This window comes from Oceanibaculum pacificum (assembly GCF_001618175.1).
Classification (GTDB): Bacteria; Pseudomonadota; Alphaproteobacteria; order Oceanibaculales; family Oceanibaculaceae; genus Oceanibaculum; species Oceanibaculum pacificum.
The window spans coordinates 1-16,702 of sequence record NZ_LPXN01000153.1; the positions used below are offsets into that span (position 1 = coordinate 1).

General features: G+C 69.8%; 12 protein-coding genes. 8 read left to right on the forward strand and 4 right to left on the reverse strand.

The features are described from left to right. Positions 1-71: 71 nt before the first annotated feature. The 6 genes from AUP43_RS16255 to tssA all read left to right on the forward strand — a co-directional run bounded on the left by AUP43_RS16255 (position 72) and on the right by tssA (position 7,817). Positions 72-455, forward strand: coding sequence for a DUF4280 domain-containing protein (locus AUP43_RS16255; RefSeq protein WP_232315205.1), 384 nt, complete (start codon positions 72-74; stop codon positions 453-455). Positions 456-460: 5 nt separating this feature from the next. After that, positions 461-892, forward strand: a complete 432-nt coding sequence (locus tag AUP43_RS16260; protein WP_067559535.1) for a hypothetical protein — start codon at positions 461-463, stop codon at positions 890-892. Between the two features lie 82 nt (positions 893-974). Further along, positions 975-2,330 (forward strand): type VI secretion system baseplate subunit TssK, encoded by a 1,356-nt coding sequence (gene tssK / locus AUP43_RS16265; RefSeq protein WP_067559538.1) that lies wholly within the window; start codon positions 975-977, stop codon positions 2,328-2,330. Next, on the forward strand, positions 2,330-3,043 hold the full coding sequence (locus AUP43_RS16270) for a DotU family type IV/VI secretion system protein (RefSeq protein WP_067559542.1): 714 nt from the start codon (positions 2,330-2,332) through the stop codon (positions 3,041-3,043). The genes tssK and AUP43_RS16270 overlap by 1 nt, the downstream gene beginning before the upstream one ends. Positions 3,044-3,048: 5 nt before the next feature. Next, entirely contained in the window at positions 3,049-6,795 is a 3,747-nt protein-coding gene (locus tag AUP43_RS16275; RefSeq protein ID WP_067559546.1) for a type VI secretion protein IcmF/TssM N-terminal domain-containing protein, read from the forward strand. A gap of 8 nt (positions 6,796-6,803) precedes the next feature. After that, complete coding sequence (gene tssA, locus AUP43_RS16280; protein WP_067559549.1) at positions 6,804-7,817, forward strand: type VI secretion system protein TssA; 1,014 nt, start codon at positions 6,804-6,806, stop codon at positions 7,815-7,817. Positions 7,818-7,877: 60 nt separating this feature from the next. Here tssA and AUP43_RS16285 read toward each other — a convergent pair whose 3' ends face one another. The 4 genes from AUP43_RS16285 to AUP43_RS16300 all read right to left on the reverse strand — a co-directional run bounded on the left by AUP43_RS16285 (position 7,878) and on the right by AUP43_RS16300 (position 12,571). Further along, positions 7,878-8,681, reverse strand: coding sequence for a ferritin-like domain-containing protein (locus tag AUP43_RS16285; protein ID WP_067559552.1), 804 nt, complete (start codon positions 8,679-8,681; stop codon positions 7,878-7,880). Then, complete coding sequence (gene sugE / locus AUP43_RS16290) at positions 8,678-8,998, reverse strand: quaternary ammonium compound efflux SMR transporter SugE (RefSeq protein ID WP_067559555.1); 321 nt, start codon at positions 8,996-8,998, stop codon at positions 8,678-8,680. Before sugE ends, AUP43_RS16285 begins: the two co-directional genes overlap by 4 nt. Before the next feature lie 130 nt (positions 8,999-9,128). Next, on the reverse strand, positions 9,129-9,593 hold the full coding sequence (gene bcp, locus AUP43_RS16295) for a thioredoxin-dependent thiol peroxidase (protein ID WP_067559558.1): 465 nt from the start codon (positions 9,591-9,593) through the stop codon (positions 9,129-9,131). After that, positions 9,590-12,571, reverse strand: a complete 2,982-nt coding sequence (locus AUP43_RS16300) for a bifunctional [glutamine synthetase] adenylyltransferase/[glutamine synthetase]-adenylyl-L-tyrosine phosphorylase (RefSeq protein WP_067559561.1) — start codon at positions 12,569-12,571, stop codon at positions 9,590-9,592. Before AUP43_RS16300 ends, bcp begins: the two co-directional genes overlap by 4 nt. Positions 12,572-12,751: 180 nt before the next feature. Between AUP43_RS16300 and AUP43_RS16305 the strand changes: the two genes are divergently transcribed. Both AUP43_RS16305 and AUP43_RS16310 read left to right on the forward strand, forming a co-directional pair. Beyond that, on the forward strand, positions 12,752-15,922 hold the full coding sequence (locus AUP43_RS16305; protein WP_067559564.1) for a YhdP family protein: 3,171 nt from the start codon (positions 12,752-12,754) through the stop codon (positions 15,920-15,922). Between the two features lie 83 nt (positions 15,923-16,005). Beyond that, entirely contained in the window at positions 16,006-16,560 is a 555-nt protein-coding gene (locus AUP43_RS16310; RefSeq protein ID WP_084462875.1) for a 2,4'-dihydroxyacetophenone dioxygenase family protein, read from the forward strand. The last annotated feature ends 142 nt before the right edge of the window (positions 16,561-16,702 follow it).

Below are 16,702 nucleotides of genomic sequence, written 5' to 3' on the forward strand. Positions count from 1 at the left end.
GGGGGAGGGTTAGGGAGGGGGGAAGGGGCAGGGGCTCCACCCTCAGACGAAAGAAGGATTTCGAGATGGCGATGCAGGTATCCGCGGGCGCGCTGTTGATGTGCAGCTTCGGCATCGCGCCGGCGGCGCTCTCCGTGCTGCCGACCAACCGGGTGATGGCCGGCGGACCGCCGGCGGCGACGATCATGGACAAGAACCCTATCGTGAACATCCCCACCTTCGGCATGTGCACCAGCCCGGCCAACCCGACCGTGGCGGCGGCGACCGCGGCGGCGCTGGGCGTGCTGACGCCGATGCCCTGCCTGCCCGTCGTGCCGGCCCCGTGGGTGCCCGGCGCGCCGACGGTGCTGATCGGCTCGATGCCGGCGCTGGACAATAGTTGCAAGGCGATGTGCGCCTATGCCGGGGTGATCTCCATCACCATGCCGGGTCAGTTCACGGTGATGGTGCCATGAGGCCGATGGCGATTCTTCTGCTGCTGTTCCTGGCGGCCTGCTCCTCCGCCCCGCCGCGGCTGGCGACCGAGCGGCTCTATGTCGCCATCGCCCCGGACGCCAACGGCAACAGCGCCTTCCGGCTGGATGTCATCCTGCTGGGCGACCCGGCGCTGGCGGCGGAGATACTGGCGCTCACCCCCGCCGCCTGGTTCGCCCAGCGCCAGCAGATGGCGGCGCTGCATGCCTCCAGCCTGGCGCTGATCGGGGCCGAGCTGGTGCCCGGCCAGCCCTATGGGCCGGTGCGGCTGCGCGCCGATTTCCGCATCACCAACGGCATCGCGGCCGTGGGCTATGACGGCGCGGCGGCCGGCTTCGTCGTGCTGGGGCCGGCGAAGGACCAGCTTCTGACCCTGTCGGCGGCCGGTTTCGCGCTGGGGCCGGCCACCGGCAAGTAACGGTCGTAAAACCCTATGGCCATACACCCGTATAAGTAGTATCTGTGGAATCATATACCCGTAACCGTACCGGACACGCCGCATGACCGCATCGCAGCGGGCCATCCCGCCCCTGCCGCTGAAATGGTGGGAGGGCATGCTGCTCGCCCCCCAGCACATGCAGCAGCAGGGGCTGCGGCAGGACATGCTGCTGGCCTATCAGGCCGGGCTGCTCACGCCCTGCGCCTATGGGCTGGTGAGCCTGCAAAGCTCCGCCGATGCAGCCGGGGGGGTGATCGGGGACGGGCAGCTCAGCATCCTGAACCTTCAGGCGATCCTGCCGGACGGCACCCAGGTGGCGCATGGCGCGGGCGCGCCGGCCAGCCTGTCGCTGATGCTGGGATCGGCCCTGCCGGCGACGGAGGGGGCGACCGCGCGGCTCTATCTGGCCCTGCCGCGCCGCCATGCCGGGGATGTGGCGCCGGTGTCCGGCGCGCGCTTTCTGCCGGTGGTCGACAGCGCCGTGGCGGACGAGAACAGCGATGCCGACCGGATCGAGCTGACCCGCCTGGCCCCGGCCTTGTCGCTGACCGTCGGCCCGCCGCCGGGCGACCGCTTCGTCGGCATGCCGATCCTGTCGGTCGGCTTCTCCAACGGGGCCTACCGGGTGCGCGATTACGTGCCGCCCTCCCTGCTGGCGGCCCCGGGCGACCGCCTGCACGGGCTGTGCGCCGGCCTCGCGGACCGGGTGCGGCAGACGGCGACCGGGCTGACCGGGCTGGCCGGCCTGTCGACCACCGACTGGCGCGCGCCGCTGGCGGCGCAGGCGGCGGCGGAGCTGCGGGCGCTGGCGGGCGCCCTGCCGGCGTTCGAGGCGATGGTGCAGGGGCCGGCGCAGCATCCCTACCGGCTCTATCTCGGGCTGTGCGGGCTGGCCGGGCAGGCGGCCGCCGCCGCGCCGGGCACGCTGCCGCCGCGCTTCGGCCCGTATGATCACGACGATCCGCTGCCCTGCTTCCAGGCGGTCGCGGATTTCGTCGCCGGGCTGCTGGCCGGGCTGGGCGGCGCGACGAGGATGGTGCCGTTCGAGTCGCAGGAAGGCGGCTTCCGGCTGACGATGGAGGCCGCCTGGCTGAGCGCCGAGATCACCATCGGCGTGCTGCCGGGGCCAGGCCAGCCGCACCATGCCGCGCAGCGCTATATGGAGGGCTGCCTGATCGGCGGCGGCAAGGCGATGCTCGATCTGCGCCGCCGCCGGGTGCTGGGCGCTGTGCGCCGCAAGCTGCCCGAGGCCGAGGCGCTGTCGCTCGCCCGCCGGCCGGACATGGCGCTGTACCGCCTGTCCGATTGCCCTGTCGAGGCCGGCGAAGCGCTGGAGATCGGCAGCTTCCAGGCCGAGGAGGCGGCAGCACCGCCGGCCACCATCGTGCTGTTCCTGCCCGTCTCCGGGGGAAGCTGATGCGCAATCAGAGCGCCGATCTGCTGCTGGACGATTTCCGCGCCTTCTACGATTCGCTGGAGGAATGGCGCGGCAAGGCACTGGCGGCGCAGCCGGCCGGCCGCGCCGACATCCAGGCCGCGTTGTCCGGCCTGTTGCAGGAACAGGCGCTGGCCGCGCATCGCCAGGGCGGGGAGGTTCTGGCGCGGGCACAGGCGCAGGCGGCCTATCCGATGACTGCTTTGGCCGACGAAATCTTCATCTATCTCGACTGGACCGGGGCCGCCGACTGGCTGTGCCATCTGCTGGAGCAGCGGCAGTTCCACAGCCATGTCGCCGGGGAGGAACTGTTCGAGCGGATCGACCGGCTGGAGTCCGAGGGCGGGCTGTTGCGCCCGGCCTTGGCCCGGTTGTATCTGCTGACGCTGGGGCTTGGCTTCGAGGGGCGCTATCGCGGCGCGCCGGAGGGCGGCATGGCGCTGCGGCGCTATCGCGACCGGCTCCATCTGATGGCGTTCGGCCGCCGCCCGGCGCTGGACGCGCCGAAGACCCGGCTGACGCCGGAGGCTTATGCGCACACGCCCGCGCCGCCGCCGCCGCCGGCCCCGCCGGGCTTCGTCGCCTGGGTAGGGCGGCTGGTGGCGGTGTTGCTGGCCCTGTTCGCGCTGTCGGCGCTGGTCTGGGCGGTGGCGGCGTGGCCGCTGCTGCGGGCGCTGGCGCTGCTGCCGGGATAGGCCGCATGTTCGCCGCCGCCTGGAGCCATCTCGCGGCCCTGCCGGGCTGGGCCTGGGCGTTGCTCGGCCTGCTGGGGCTGGCGCTGCTGGCCGGCGCGCTATGGTGGTGGCGCACGCATCGCAAGCCCGCCGATACCGCCACCGACACCACCGGCCGGGCGCTGGCCGCGCTGCGCCAGGCGGTGCCGAATGCCGACCGGCGCGCCGCATTGCCCTGGATCGTGCGCATCGGCCCCAGCCTGCCGGGGCTGAACGCGGTGCACGACCTGCAACCGGCCTTCGTGGAGCCGGCCCATGTGCCCGGCGACGGGGCGATGCGCTGGTGGGGCTTTCCCGGCGGGGTGGTGATCGACATGCCGGCTGCCGAAGCGCCGTTCCACGCGGCGCTGGCGGCCCTGGCGAAGGCGCGGCCGAACCGGCCGATGGACGGCCTATTGCTGGATATCGACCTGTCGCCGGCCGCCGATGCGCCGGCCCTGCGCCGCCAAATGATCGCAGCCGCCCAGGCGGCCGGGCTGCGCCTGCCGGTCTATCTGGCGTTGAGCGGGGCTGAGGCGCTGCCCGGCTTCGCGGATTTCGCCGCCGCCCTGCCGAGCGAGCGCTGGGCGGACATGCTGGGCTGGTCCGCTCCTGTAGGGCTCGATGCCGCCTACGATCCCGCCTGGCCGGCCGAGGCGCTGGCGCAGATCGGCGCCGGCCTGTCGCTGGCGACGGCCTCGATGTTCGGCGAGGATGCCGACCTTGCCGATCCCGCCGCGATCTACCGCCTGCCGGAAGCGGTGGCCGCCCTCGAACCGGCGCTGGACAGCTTGGCCGGGACGATCTTCTCGCCCGGCGTGGAGCCCCCGCCCTATGGGTTGCGTGGCCTCTACCTCGCCGGCGCCGACCAGGGTCGGATGCTGTTCCTGGCCGATCTGCTGCGCCGCAAGGCCTTCGCCGAAATCGGCCTCGCCACGCCGCTGCCGGGCGACGGGCCGAAGCAGGGCTGGACCCTGCGGGCGCTGCAGGCTGCGGTCGCCGCTGTGCTGCTGATCGGCACGGTCGGCATCGCGGTCGCCGGCTGGCATCTATCGCAGGCGGCGCGCGATATTGCCGCCATCGTCGAACAGCTCGACAGCGACCTGGCCCGAATCGACAGCAGCCCGGCCGACCTGCCGGCAATGACCCGGCGGCTGGTGACGGCGATGGAGGCGGCGGAATCCGACCGGCTGAGCTATGCCTTCCTGCCGCTCTCCTGGTTCGACCCGCTGTCGCGACCGCTGGGTCGGGCGGCGGAGAAAGGGTTCGAGCGTATCGTGCTCGCCGCCGTGACCCAGGCGCTGCGGGCCGAGGCGGACGCGGCTATCGCCACGCCGACCTCCGCCGCGCCAGCGAAACCGGCGGGACTGGAAAAACTGCCGGCCTATCTGGACCTCGCCGGCTATCTGGCCGGGCTGGAAACGCTGGAAGCGCGGATCGCGCTGTATGACCAGCTTGCCGGCTCGCAGGCCGCGACGGCGCTGTCCAGCCTGTTGCAGCAATTGCTGGGCGTCACCCTGGCGCCGGAGATCGTGCAGCAGCGCCCGACGCTGCTGCAGGCGCTGGCGAGTGCGCGGCGGCGCGAGGGAGATTTCCCCATCGCCCTCTACCGGCCGAAGGCGACGGCAAGGCTCGACGCGCTGCTGGCCGATTTTTACCGTGCCGCCTATGGCGACAATGCGCTGGGGTCGGCCCTGGCCGAGGCGGCGACGCGGATTTCCATCCTGGCCGGTCCCGCCAGCGCGACCAAGCCGGCCGCCCTGCCGGCGCTGCGCCAGGCGCTGGATCGCGTGACCGGGCTGGTCTCTTCCGGCGACGCCGCCTATCTGGCGGCCGATCCCGCCGCCGATCCACAGGTCACCCTGATCTGGCAGCAGATCGGCGGGCTGCGGCTGCTGGGCGGCGCGGTCCAGGGGCGGGTGATAAGCGATTGGACGCGCAACGCGGCGGCGGCCCGCAACGGGCTGTTGGGCTTGTCGTCGCCCGGCTATCCCAGTTTCGTCACGCTGGACCAGAAAGGCCCGCAGGTGACGCTGGACGCCGATCTCTCGGCGCTGGCGGCGGCGCTGGACCAGCTTTATGCGCAGCCTTTCATGGCGGCCGGCAGCGGGGCCAGGCTGCCCGCCGCGCTGCCCGCCGACGGTTCCGGTTTCTGGGACCCCGCCGCCACCGCAACGGCGCAGGCCGCCGCCGGTGCCTATGCGACCTATCGCGCCAAGCCGCCCGCCGGCATCGCCCCGCCGCTGGATCGCGAGGTGCCGGCCATCGCCGGGCTGCAAGCGGCGGCCAGCATCGAGGCGCTGCTGGCCGATGCCCTGCTGCAACGCGACCCGGCGGGCCAGACGCTGGCGTCGATGCAGGGCGAGGTGGGCGCCTTCGCCGCCGTGACGACCCCGCTGGAGGACACGCTGGCGGCGCTGTTCCAGTCCGGCCTGAACACGCTGCGGCTGCGCCTGGGCGGCTTGCTGCGCAGCCAGGCGGACGGGCTGCTGGCCCGCACCGACCGGCTGCAACTGGCGAACGCCGCCTACGCCACGGTGGATGGCGACCGCTTTGCCTGGTGGGACGGTCAGGGCGCACTGGGTTATCGCGGCTTCGGCGTTGACAGCCAGGCGGCCATGCAGGGGCTATTGACCCAGACCCAGGCCTATATCGGCCTGCTCGATAGCCAGCTCGCCGCGCCGGTGCTGGATTTCATCGTGAAGGCCGGGGCCAATCTGCCGCCCGGATCGGCGCAGGCGCTGGAGACGAAATGGACCGGCATCGCCACGGCGCTGGCCGCAATTCAGGCCAAGCAACCGGCCGGCAGCGTCGCCAGCCTGAACAGCTTTGTACTGGAGACCATGCCGGCGATCACCCTGGCCGGCTGCGGCACGGCGATTCCGGCGGCGCAGCTTGCCGCCACCCCGGCGGATTATTTCGACACAAGGCGGCTGGCCCTGATGCGCGGCATCGCGCAGCGCTGCGACGCGTTGGCCGGCGAGGCGGCGGGTATCGGCTACAACCGGCTGGTGGCGCAGTTCCGCACCCGGGTGGAAGGCAAGTTTCCCTTCGCCGCCGCCGACCAGCGGCTGGAGGCAAGCGCGGCAGACCTGATGGCGCTGCTGACCGCCTACGATGCGCTGCCGGCCGGCGCGGCGGCGCTGCTGCAAGGTCAGGGGCGGGGGGATCAGGCTGAGTTCGTGGCGGCCATCGGCGGCGTGCGAGCGCTGTTTCCCGGCTTCGGCGCGTCGGGCGCGCCCAGCCTCGGTCTGTTGCTGACGCCGCGCGCCAACCGTGCTTACGAAACCGGCGGCAATAGGCTTATCGGCTGGCGCATCGCCATAGGCGACCAGGCGGTCGAGGGCGTGCCCGCCGCCGCGACGCCGCTGGTCTGGAGTGCCGGCGACCCGGTGACGGTGACGCTGCGTTTCGCCGCCAACGGTCCCTACCGCCCCGCGCCGACCGGCCAGCAGCTGGCCGCCGGCGTCTCGGGCGAGAGTGTCGCCTACAGTTTCGGCGGGCAGTGGGCGGTTTTGCGCGCCTGGCGGGCGCAGCGCGGCGAGGCGGCGGATTTTCCGCCTGGCAGCACGGCGCGCGACACCACATGGCGCTTCGTCATGCCGACCGTGACCCGCACGGCGCCGGCCGATCCGACGCGGGTCTTCATCGCCGCCGTGCCTTTCGCGCCGACGGACGCCACCCGCGCGCCGCTGGCATTGCCGGCCTTTCCCATCACCGCCCCCGACCCGTGAGGCGCCCGATGACCCAGCCTTATCCCTTCTGCGATCTGGCGGCTTTGCGCAAGCCGATCTCCCGCAAGCGGCCCTGCGGCCCCAGCCCGCGCGACAGCGGCGTGACCGACGCGATCAAGCCGCTGCGCAAGGCGCAGGACTGGGCCGGCATCGCGCAGGCCTGCCAGGACGCGCTGACCGCAAGCTGCAAGGATCTGGAGCTGGCCGCCTGGCTGACCGAGGCCTGGCTGAACCGGCATGGCATGGCGGGACTCGCCGCCGGGCTGACAGTGCTGGCCGATCTTGCGGAGCGCTTCTGGGGCGATATCCACCCGCTGCCGGAGGCGGGCGATTGGGGCTATCGCCTCGCCCCGCTGGACTGGCTGGAACGGCTGGAGGCCGCCGTGCTCACCCTGCCGCTGACCCAGCCGGCGGAACCGGGCGTGGCGCGCTATTCCTTCTACGATTGGCAGATGGCGCAGCATCTGGCGCAGCTCGGCATCCAGGATTCCAAGCAGCACCAGAAGGCGCTGCGCGAGGGGGCGGCAAGTCTGGAGGATATCCATCTCAGCCTGCAACTCACCCCCGACGGTTGGCTGCATGAGGCCGCCGGTCTGTTCGACGGCGCCGCCGGGGCGCTCGACCGGCTGACCGGCATTATCGACGCCGAAGCGCCGGAGGCCGGCTTCTCCGGCCTGCCGGTGCTCAGCCGGGCCACCGCCCTGTGCGCCGATTTTCTGGGCCAAATCCTGCTGGCCCGCCCGCCCCTGCCGGAACCGCTGCCGGAAACCTTATCGGAACCGCTGGCCGGCATTCCGGCCCTGCCGCCGATCAGCCCGGCAATCCGCACCCGCGAGGACGCCTATCGCCACCTGGCCGAGGCCGCCGACTATCTGCTCGCCTCCGAGCCGCACAGCCCCACCCCTTACCTGGTCCGCCGCGCCATCGGCTGGGGTAATATGACCTTGCCGGCGCTCCTGGCGGAACTGATGGAGGGCGGAGAGGCCGACTTACAGCGGCTTAGGCGGCTGCTGGGGTTGTGAGGTCTTCCTCTTTCGTCATGGTCGGGGTCAAACCCGAGGGTGACGAAGGGGGAAGGGCATCTACTTTTCCACCGCCAACGGCTCGTAATACGCGGCCTTGAAGCCTGCCTTGTCGCGGGAGGGCTTGTTGAAGGGCGGTTTCAGCAGGCCGCGGAAATAACGGCGGACCAGGGCGTGGTAGGTCGGCACCGGATCGAGGCCGTGGGCCTGCGCCAGATGCTCGAACCAGCGGCGGCCGGTGGCGACGTGGGTGATCTCGTCGTCATGGATGATCTGCAGCGCGGCGGCGCTTTTCGGGTCTTCGGCGGCCAGCAGCTTGCCGATCATGGCCGGGGTGACGTCGAGGCCGCGCGCCTCCAGCACCAGCGGCACGACGGCGAGGCGGGCGAGCAGATCGTGGGCGGTGGTCTGGCTGGCCTCCCACAGACCGTCATGGGCGGGCAGGTCGCCATAGGCTGCGCCCAGCTCGGCCAGCCGGTCGGAGAGCAGCAGGAAATGCCGGGCCTCGTCGTCGCCCACGATCACCCAATCGTCGAAGAAGCCGCGCGGCAAGCCATGGCGGCAGAACCGGGCGACGATGTCCCAGGCGAGGTCGATGGCGTTCAGCTCGATATGCGCCAGCGCATGCAGCAAGGCGATGCGGCCCGCCACGCCGGGGCCGATCTTGCGCTTCTTCACCTGATTGGGCGGCAGCAGCGGCGGTCGTTCCGGCCGGCCGGGGCGGTCAGGCGGGGCGGCCGCGCCGATCTCCTGGATCGTGCCGGCGCGCCAGGCGGCGGCGGTTTCACGCGACAGGCGGGCCTTGGCGACGGGATCGGCGGTGACGAGAATTGCCACCGCCGCCTGCGCGAGCGTGGCCGTCAATGCGGCGACACCAGCTTCAGCCCGACAATGCCGGCGACGATCAGCGCGATGCAGGCCAGCCGCAACGCATCCGCCGGCTCCTGGAACAGCCAGATGCCGAGCAGGGCGGTGCCGACCGTGCCGATGCCGGTCCAGATCGCATAGGCAGTGCCCAGCGGCAGCGTCTTCAGGGCGAGGCTGAGCAGGACGAAGCTGACCGCCATCGCCGCCACGGTGCCGAGCGACGGCCAGAGACGGGTGAAGCCGTGGGTGTATTTCAGGCCAACGGCCCAGCCGACCTCGAACAGGCCGGCGAAGAACAGGGCGACCCAAGCCATGAGAACCTCCCGCGCGGGAATGCCGCGCAATCGGGTCTGGAAGGGGTCGTCCCCTTCGATCAGGATGAAGGCTGCCGGGTCGTCCCGGCACCCCCTCAGATAGGACAGGCGATGCGCGCCCGCAAGCGCCTCAGATCGCCTGCACCGCCTTCAGCACCTCGTCGGCATGGCCGTCGACCTTCACCTTGCGCCAGACATTGCGGATCACGCCCTGGCCGTCGATGAGGAAGGTGGTGCGTTCCATGCCCATATATTTCTTGCCGTACATGCTTTTTTCGACCCAGGTGCCGTAGGCGTCCGAGGCCTTGCCGTCCTCGTCGGAGGCGATGGGGAAGTTCAGCTCGTACTTCGCCTTGAACTTATCGTGCTTGGCGACCGGATCGCGCGACACGCCGATCACCGTGGCGTCGATTTTGGAGAAGTCCGGCAGATTGTCACGGAAGGCGCAGGCCTGCTTGGTGCAGCCGGGCGTATCGTCCTTCGGGTAGAAATACAGCACCACCTTCTTGCCCTTCAGGCCGGACAGCGAGACGCTGCCGCCGCCATCGGTCGGCATGGAGAAATCGGGGGCCTTGTCGCCAACATCGACGGTCATTTCGGGGTCTCCTGGGCTGCGGTTTGAGCCGGCCGGTCGATCAGCTCCTGGAACAGGAGATGCACGCCGGCGGCGGTGGCTTCGATATTCTGTTTCAGGCGCGCGAAGTCAATCGCCTCGCCGGCGCGCACCAGCGCCGCCTTCTGGTCCTCCGTCGCCGTCGCCTCGTCGAAGGCGGTCTCGCCGACGGCGATGCGCAGCAGGCCCTGCAAGCGTCGCCACAGCCGGGTGGCCCGATCCAGCGTTTCGGCATGGCCGGCGGCGAGATGGCCGGCCGCGGCCAGGCGGGCGAAGGCCTCGGTGGTGTTCTGGTGCAGAACCTCCGGCTCGTCGGCGGCGTGACGGAGCTGGAGGTACTGGGCGATGAATTCAGCGTCGACCAGCCCGCCGCGTCCCAGCTTCACGTCCCACAGGATTTTGCCGGGCTTCTCGCGGGCGATGCGGGCGCGCATGTCGGCCACGTCGACGACCAGCTTGGCGGGATCGTGCCGGCGGCACAGCGCCGCACAGATCGTCGCCTGCACCCGCGCCGCCATTGCGTCCGGCCCGGCGACCATGCGGGCACGGGTCAGCGCCATGAATTCCCAGGTCCAGGCGCTGTCGGCGTAATATTTGGCGAAGCTCTCCAGGCTGCTGGCGATAGGCCCTGTCTTGCCCGAGGGGCGCAGCCGCATATCGACCGGATAGACATCGCCCTCGCCGGTCTGCACCGTCAGCGCGGTGATCAGCCGCTGGCCGAGGCGGGCGTAATATTGCACGGCCGACAGCGGGCGCGGCCCGTCCGACATCGCATCCAGCGGCGCGTCGTATAGGAAGACCAGATCGAGGTCGGAGCCGATGGTCAGCTCCTGCCCGCCCAGCTTGCCCAGGGCGACGACGGCCATGCCGCCCGCCATGCCCTCATGGCCCGGTGCCGCGCCGTGCTGGCGCGCGAAATCCTCCAGCACCGGCGGCAGCAGGGCGCGGATGGTGGTTTCCGCCACCCGGCTGAGCAGCGGCCCGGCGGTGTCGGCATCCAGCCGTCCGGCCAGAATCTGCAGGCCGATCAGGAAGCGGCGGTCATTGTTCCAGCGCCGAACAATGTCCAGCACATCCTGGAAATCCGCGGCGTGATGCAGCGCCTGGGTCAAATCGCCCTCCAGCGCGGCGCCGGATTGCAGGGCGGCCACGTCCGGCTCGGTCAGCAGGCTTTCCAGCAGGCCGGGGCGGCGGCTGAGCTGCTCGGCCAGGAACGGCGCGCCGCCCATCACCTGGGCCACCGCCTCCAGCAATTTCGGGTTCAGGTGGAACAGCGAGAAAAGCTGCACCCCCGCCGGCAGCTTGGAGAGGAACTGGTCGAACCGCAGAAAGGCGGTATCCGGCGAGCCGGCGCGCGACAGCGCCAGCAGCAGCGAGGGCATCAGCTCGGTCAATATCTGTCGCGCCCGCTCGCTGCGCGTGGCGCGGTAGCGGCCATGGTGCCAGCCGCGCACCAGGCTGGCGACGCGGTCGGGGTCCTGGTAGCCCATCGCCGCCAACGTCTCCAGCGTGTCCGGGTCGTTCTCGCCGCCGGTGAAGACCAGATTGCCGCGCGTCTCCGCGCCGTCGACGGTCAGGCTGGGCGATTCCTCGAACAGCTCGCCGTAATGCGTCTCGACGGTGTGCAGATGGTGCAGCAGGTCGCGCTTGAAGCCATCGGCATTATCATAGCCCAGAAAGATCGCCAGCCGCTCGATGCCGGCCTCGTCCTTCGGCAGGGTCTGGGTCTGCGAATCGTCGATCATCTGCAACCGGTGCTCGACGTCGCGCAGGAAGCGATAGGCGCTCTTCATCGCCTCGGCGACGGCGGGAAGGATACGCTCGGCCCGCACCAGCGCATCCAGCGCGCCATTGGTGTCGGACAGGCGCAGGTCGGGAATCCGGCCGCCCCAGATGAGCTGTTGGGTCTGGGCGAAGAACTCGATCTCGCGGATGCCGCCGCGCCCCAGCTTCACATTATGGCCCAGCACGGCAACGGTCTTACCGCCCTTGTGCGCGGCGATCTGGCGCTTGATCGAATGGATGTCCTGGATCGCCGCGAAATCCAGATGCTTGCGCCAGATGTAGGGGGCTAGGTGCGACAGGAACCGGTCGCCCGCCGCGATATCGCCGGCGACCGGGCGCGCCTTGATCATCGCCGCGCGTTCCCAATTCTGCCCGACGCTGGTGTAATACGCTTCCGCCGCCGCGACCGATATGGCGACCGGGGTGGCGCCGGGATCGGGCCGCAGGCGCAGATCGGTGCGGAACACATAGCCGTCCGGCGTGCGCTCCTCGATGATCTTCACCAGATCCTGGGTCAGCTTCACCATCGGCTGGCGCAGCGCATCGCGCATATCGGCATAATGCGGGCACTCGTCGTCATACAGCACGATCAGGTCGATATCGCTGGAATAGTTCAATTCCCGCGCGCCCAGCTTGCCCATGCCCAGAATCACCAGCCCGCTGCCGCGCGTCGGGTTCTCCGGATCGACCAGCGGCAGCTTGCCGATGGCGGCCATGGCCCGCAGCAGATGGTTGCAGCCGGCTTCCAGGCTGCGTTCCGCCAGCTCGGTCAGGGCGGCGGTCACCTGCGCCAGGGTCCATTGCCCGGTTATGTCGGCCAGCGCGATGGAAAGCGCCGCCTGGCGCTTGGCGATGCGCAGGCCGCGCATCAGCCCTTTCATGTCGGGCGTGCCCTCGGCGGCGTCGGAGCCGGCCAGGGCGGTGGCGAAGCCTTGTTCCACGCCGTGCTGGAACAAAAGTCGCGCGAACCCGATATCTTTTATGATGCATTCCGTCAGGAAGGGTGAATTGCCGAACAGCGCGTCGAGCAATGCCCGAGCGGCGGGATCGGCCGATATGTCGCGCGCGAAGGCCAGCAGCGTTTGATCGCCGTTGCGCTCCGCCGCGCTTTCGGCTTGCTCCAGCCAGCGTTCGTGACCGATGGTCGCAGCCTGCCGATTGGCTGGCTTCGGCATTCGTTTTGATTGCTGAATAAGGGGCAGATTCGTCATAACGCTCGCACGCTTCGGGCTGAGCACCTTGCGGGAGGCTCCGCCGGGGGTCAAGCCGGGCGGGACGAGGCTCGAAACAAGGACGGCGCGCCGGCACGGGCGCATCCGCCTTCACCGAACGACCGTGCCGGGAGAGCCGCCGCCGTGATCCGTCGCCCCATCCTGCGACGCAGCGCCATCATCACGCTGGAAGTGATCGGCGGCGCCGTGGCGGCGCTGAGCGTGCTGTTGATCCTGAGTTTCTGGCGGCTGACCGCCGGGCCGGTGCAGATCGATTTTCTGCGGCCCTATACCGAAGCCGCGCTGGCGCAGGCGTTCGGCGGCATGAACATCGTGCTGGAACGCACAGAGATCGTCTGGGAGAAGGAGGAACGCACCCTCCAGCTTCGCGCCAGCGGCGTGAAGGTCTCCGATGCCGAGGGCGGACAGAATGTCGTCCAGGTGCCGGTCATGCTGGTGCGCTTCAGCGTCGAGGCCCTGACCCGGGGGTTGGTGGCCCCGGTCGAGATCGTCATCGTCGAGCCGGCCATCACCGTGGTGCGCCTGCCGGATGGCGATATCCGCCTCGGCGGCAATGCCGACGCGGACGACCGCGACGACGCGCTGCAAGCGGTGCTGGACGAGCTGAGCAGCCCGCCCGACCGTAGCCGCATCACCGGGTATCTGGAGCGCGTGCGGGTGCGGCGCGCCAGCCTGGTGTTCGACGACCAGGCCATCGGCACGACCTGGCACATACCGCGCGCGGATATCTCCTTGCGGCGCGGCGATCAGGGCGTGCGCAGCCGGGGCAGCCTGGAACTCGACCTGGATGGCGAGCCGCTGCTGCTGTCGGTCGAGGGCACCCATAACATCGCCGAGGGGCGTACCGAGGCGACGGCGCGTTTCAGCGGCGTCGATCCCGCCGCCATCGCCGCGCGCCTTCCCGCCCTCGACTTGCTGAGCGCGCTGAAGCTGCCGCTGTCGGGCGAGATCACCATCGAAGCCGAGGAAGGGCTGCATATCCGCACCGCCGACCTGCGGTTGATGGGCGGGGCGGGCGCCATCGATATTCCCGGCTTCTACGACAAGCCGCTGCCGGTGCGCGGCGCCTCGGCAACCGCCTATTACCGGGCCGACAACAAGCATGTGCTGCTGCCGGATCTGACAATCAATTTCGCGGACGGCCCCAATGCCGGCCCCAGCCTGTCGCTGTCGGGCAGCATTGCCGATCTGGGCGACCCGCGAACCTACGCCATCGTCGGCGAGGCGGCGGTGAAGAACCTGCCGACCGCGGCGCTGCCGGCCTATTGGCCGAAGAATGTCGGCGACAATCCGCGGGGCTGGGTGCTGGCCAATCTGGAAGGCGGCACCGTCCCGAAGGCGCGCATCGAGCTGCAGGGCCGGGTGTCGCGCCGTATGCCGGTGGAAGCCAAGCTGGACAGTTTCAGCGGCAGCATCGATTTCCAGGGTGTGCGTGCGCATTATCTGCGTCCGTTGCCGCCGGTCGAGAACACCACCGGCACCGCGCGCTTCGGCCCCGGCCAATTCACCGTGGAGGCGGGCGGCAAGCTTCTGTCGATGGATGTCGGCCCTGCCACCGTCGCGCTGAGCGAGCTGGATTCCGACAAGGAGCAGGCGGCCATCGAGGTGGTGGCGCGCGGGCCGCTGCGCGATGTCGTCGCCATTCTGGACAAGAAGCCGCTGGACTATGCCTCCGCCCTCGGGCTGGCGCCGTCCAAGGTGGAGGGGCTGGCGGCGACCAGGCTGGCCTTCGACTTCCCGCTGCTGAACGATCTGAGCCTGGAGCAGGTGAAGATCGCGGCGGCCGCGAATATGAGCCGGGTGAAGCTGCCCGGCATTCTGCTGGACAAGGATTTCAGCGAGGGCGAGCTGGCGCTGAGCCTGGATGGGCGCGGCATGACCATCGAAGGCAAGGGCCGGTTCGACGTTATCCCCATCACCCTGGCCTGGGAGGAATCCTTCCAGCGCGGCAAGCCCTATCGCCGCCGCATCCAGGCCAAGGGCGTGGCGGACGATGCGGCGCGTCGGCGCTTCGATCTGGAGTTCGCCCCCTATCTGAGCGGACCGGTCCCGGCGGAAGTCGATTACCGGCAGAATGACGCCGAGGTGGACAGTATCTCGGTGCTGCTCGATCTGCGGCCGGCGGTTCTGGCCCTGGAGGCGCTGAAATGGCGTAAGCCGGCGCAGGCCGCCGGCACGGCCCGGATCGACATCACCATTCCCCCGGCCGGCGACCCCACCATCGATCGTTTCACCCTCGCGGCATCAGATCTGGCGGCCAGCGGTTCGATGCGCTTCACGCGCGATTTCGAGCGGCTGGCGAGCGCACGCTTCGCCAGTTTCAAGCTGGGCCGCACGGACCTGTCCGGCACGGTGGAGCAGCGGCCGGACCAAACGCTGGTACTCGATTTGCGCGGCTCGCTGCTCGATCTGCAACCGGTTCTGGCGGATGAGGATGCGGCGGGGCAAACGCAATCGGGTGGCGGCAGCACCGATCCCGGCCGTCCCGTCATCTTCACCGGCCATTTCGACCGGGTGTTGCTGGAGGAAGGCCGGCTGATCGACGGCGTCGACGCGCGGCTGCAGAATAACGGCGTCACCTGGTCCGACATCAAGATCGCCGGCCGCCTGGCGGAGGCCGGGCGCTTCGACTTAGTCGCCTCGCCCCGGCCGGCCGTCGGCGGGCACGATTTCATCCTGGTGTCCGACGATGCGGGGGCGGCGCTGCGCAGCTTCGGCCTGTTCGATACGCTGGTCGGCGGACGGCTCAGGGTCGACGGCACCGGCGATTTCGACAATCTCGACAAGCCGATAGATGCCGCCGTCGATATCTCCGACTTCCGCGTGGTGCGCGCCTCGGCCCTGGCCGAGGTGCTACGCGCCTCCTCCTCGCGCGATATCCAGTCGGCGTTGGCAGGGGAGGGCATCCAGTTCGCCAAGCTGACGGCGGATATCCAGCGCACGCCCGATCTGATCCGCATCCGCAATGCGCGCGCGGTCGGTGCATCCCTGGCCCTGTCGGCTGACGGCACGGTGCGGCCGAAGCAGGATACCATCGACGTGGCCGGGCTGGTGGTGCCGGCCTATCAGCTCAGCCAGGTGATCGGCTCGATCCCGATCCTGGGGCCGCTGATCACCGGCGGGCGCGACGAGGGGCTGCTGGCGACCGAATTCCGCCTGCAAGGCCATACCGACAGCCCCAGCGTGACGATCAACCCGCTGACCACGCTGGCGCCGGGGTTCCTGCGCGACCTGTTCCGCATCTTCACCAATTCCAGCGGCGCGAACACCGCGACCACGCCGCCCGCGCGTTAGCCATGCGCCGCCGGCATTGTGCTGTCGCAGTCGCTTATGCCTAAACTGCCAGATAAGTCAGTAGCCACTCGGGAGGAAAATCGATGAGCAGCAATGTCGTGCCGATCAAGGAGAAGGAAGTCCTTGCGCCCGGCAAGCCCGGCAAGGATTTCGTGCGCATTCCCCTGCCGATGGACGCCGCGCCGGAACTGGTGATCGATACCGCCAACGACGATGAGCGCATGTGGATGCCGCTATCGGAGAATGTGGCGATCCGCCCGCTGATGCTGAATGTCGTGCAGGGCAGCTGGGTTAATTTGATCCGCGCCAAGGCCGGCGGCATCGTCAGCCGCCATCGCCACCCCGCCCCGGTGATCGGCCATACGCTGGAAGGTGCCTGGGGCTATCTGGAGCATGACTGGGTCGCCACCAAGGGCACCTTCATCTTCGAGCCGGCGGGCGAGACCCACACGCTGGTCGTCGACCCCACGGTCGGCCATATGACCACGCTGTTCCACAATATGGGCCCGCTGCTCTATGTCGACGAGAACGGCAAGCAGATCGGCTATGAGGACGTCTTCACCCGCATCGAGAAGTTCCGCGCCTACTACGGCTCGAATGGCCTCGGCGAAGGCTTCGTGGAATCGCTGATCCGGTAGAGCCGTGCCATCTCTGGACCCTCGGGTCGAGCCCGAGGGTGACGATAGGGGGGAGGGCGATGTGGTGCGTACGCTCTGCCGAGGGAGCGGCAATAAAGGAATCGTCATGGTCGGGCTTGATCCGACCATCCATTGACCGAGC

Coding starts and splice junctions, on each gene's coding strand:
- AUP43_RS16255 (WP_232315205.1), top strand. CDS start 72: ATGCAGGTATCCGCGGGCGCGCTGTTGATGTGCAGCTTCGGCATCGCG.
- AUP43_RS16260 (WP_067559535.1), top strand. CDS start 461: ATGGCGATTCTTCTGCTGCTGTTCCTGGCGGCCTGCTCCTCCGCCCCG.
- tssK (WP_067559538.1), top strand. CDS start 975: ATGACCGCATCGCAGCGGGCCATCCCGCCCCTGCCGCTGAAATGGTGG.
- AUP43_RS16270 (WP_067559542.1), top strand. CDS start 2,330: ATGCGCAATCAGAGCGCCGATCTGCTGCTGGACGATTTCCGCGCCTTC.
- AUP43_RS16275 (WP_067559546.1), top strand. CDS start 3,049: ATGTTCGCCGCCGCCTGGAGCCATCTCGCGGCCCTGCCGGGCTGGGCC.
- tssA (WP_067559549.1), top strand. CDS start 6,804: ATGACCCAGCCTTATCCCTTCTGCGATCTGGCGGCTTTGCGCAAGCCG.
- sugE (WP_067559555.1), bottom strand. CDS start 8,998: ATGGCTTGGGTCGCCCTGTTCTTCGCCGGCCTGTTCGAGGTCGGCTGG.
- bcp (WP_067559558.1), bottom strand. CDS start 9,593: ATGACCGTCGATGTTGGCGACAAGGCCCCCGATTTCTCCATGCCGACC.
- AUP43_RS16300 (WP_067559561.1), bottom strand. CDS start 12,571: ATGCCGAAGCCAGCCAATCGGCAGGCTGCGACCATCGGTCACGAACGC.
- AUP43_RS16310 (WP_084462875.1), top strand. CDS start 16,006: ATGAGCAGCAATGTCGTGCCGATCAAGGAGAAGGAAGTCCTTGCGCCC.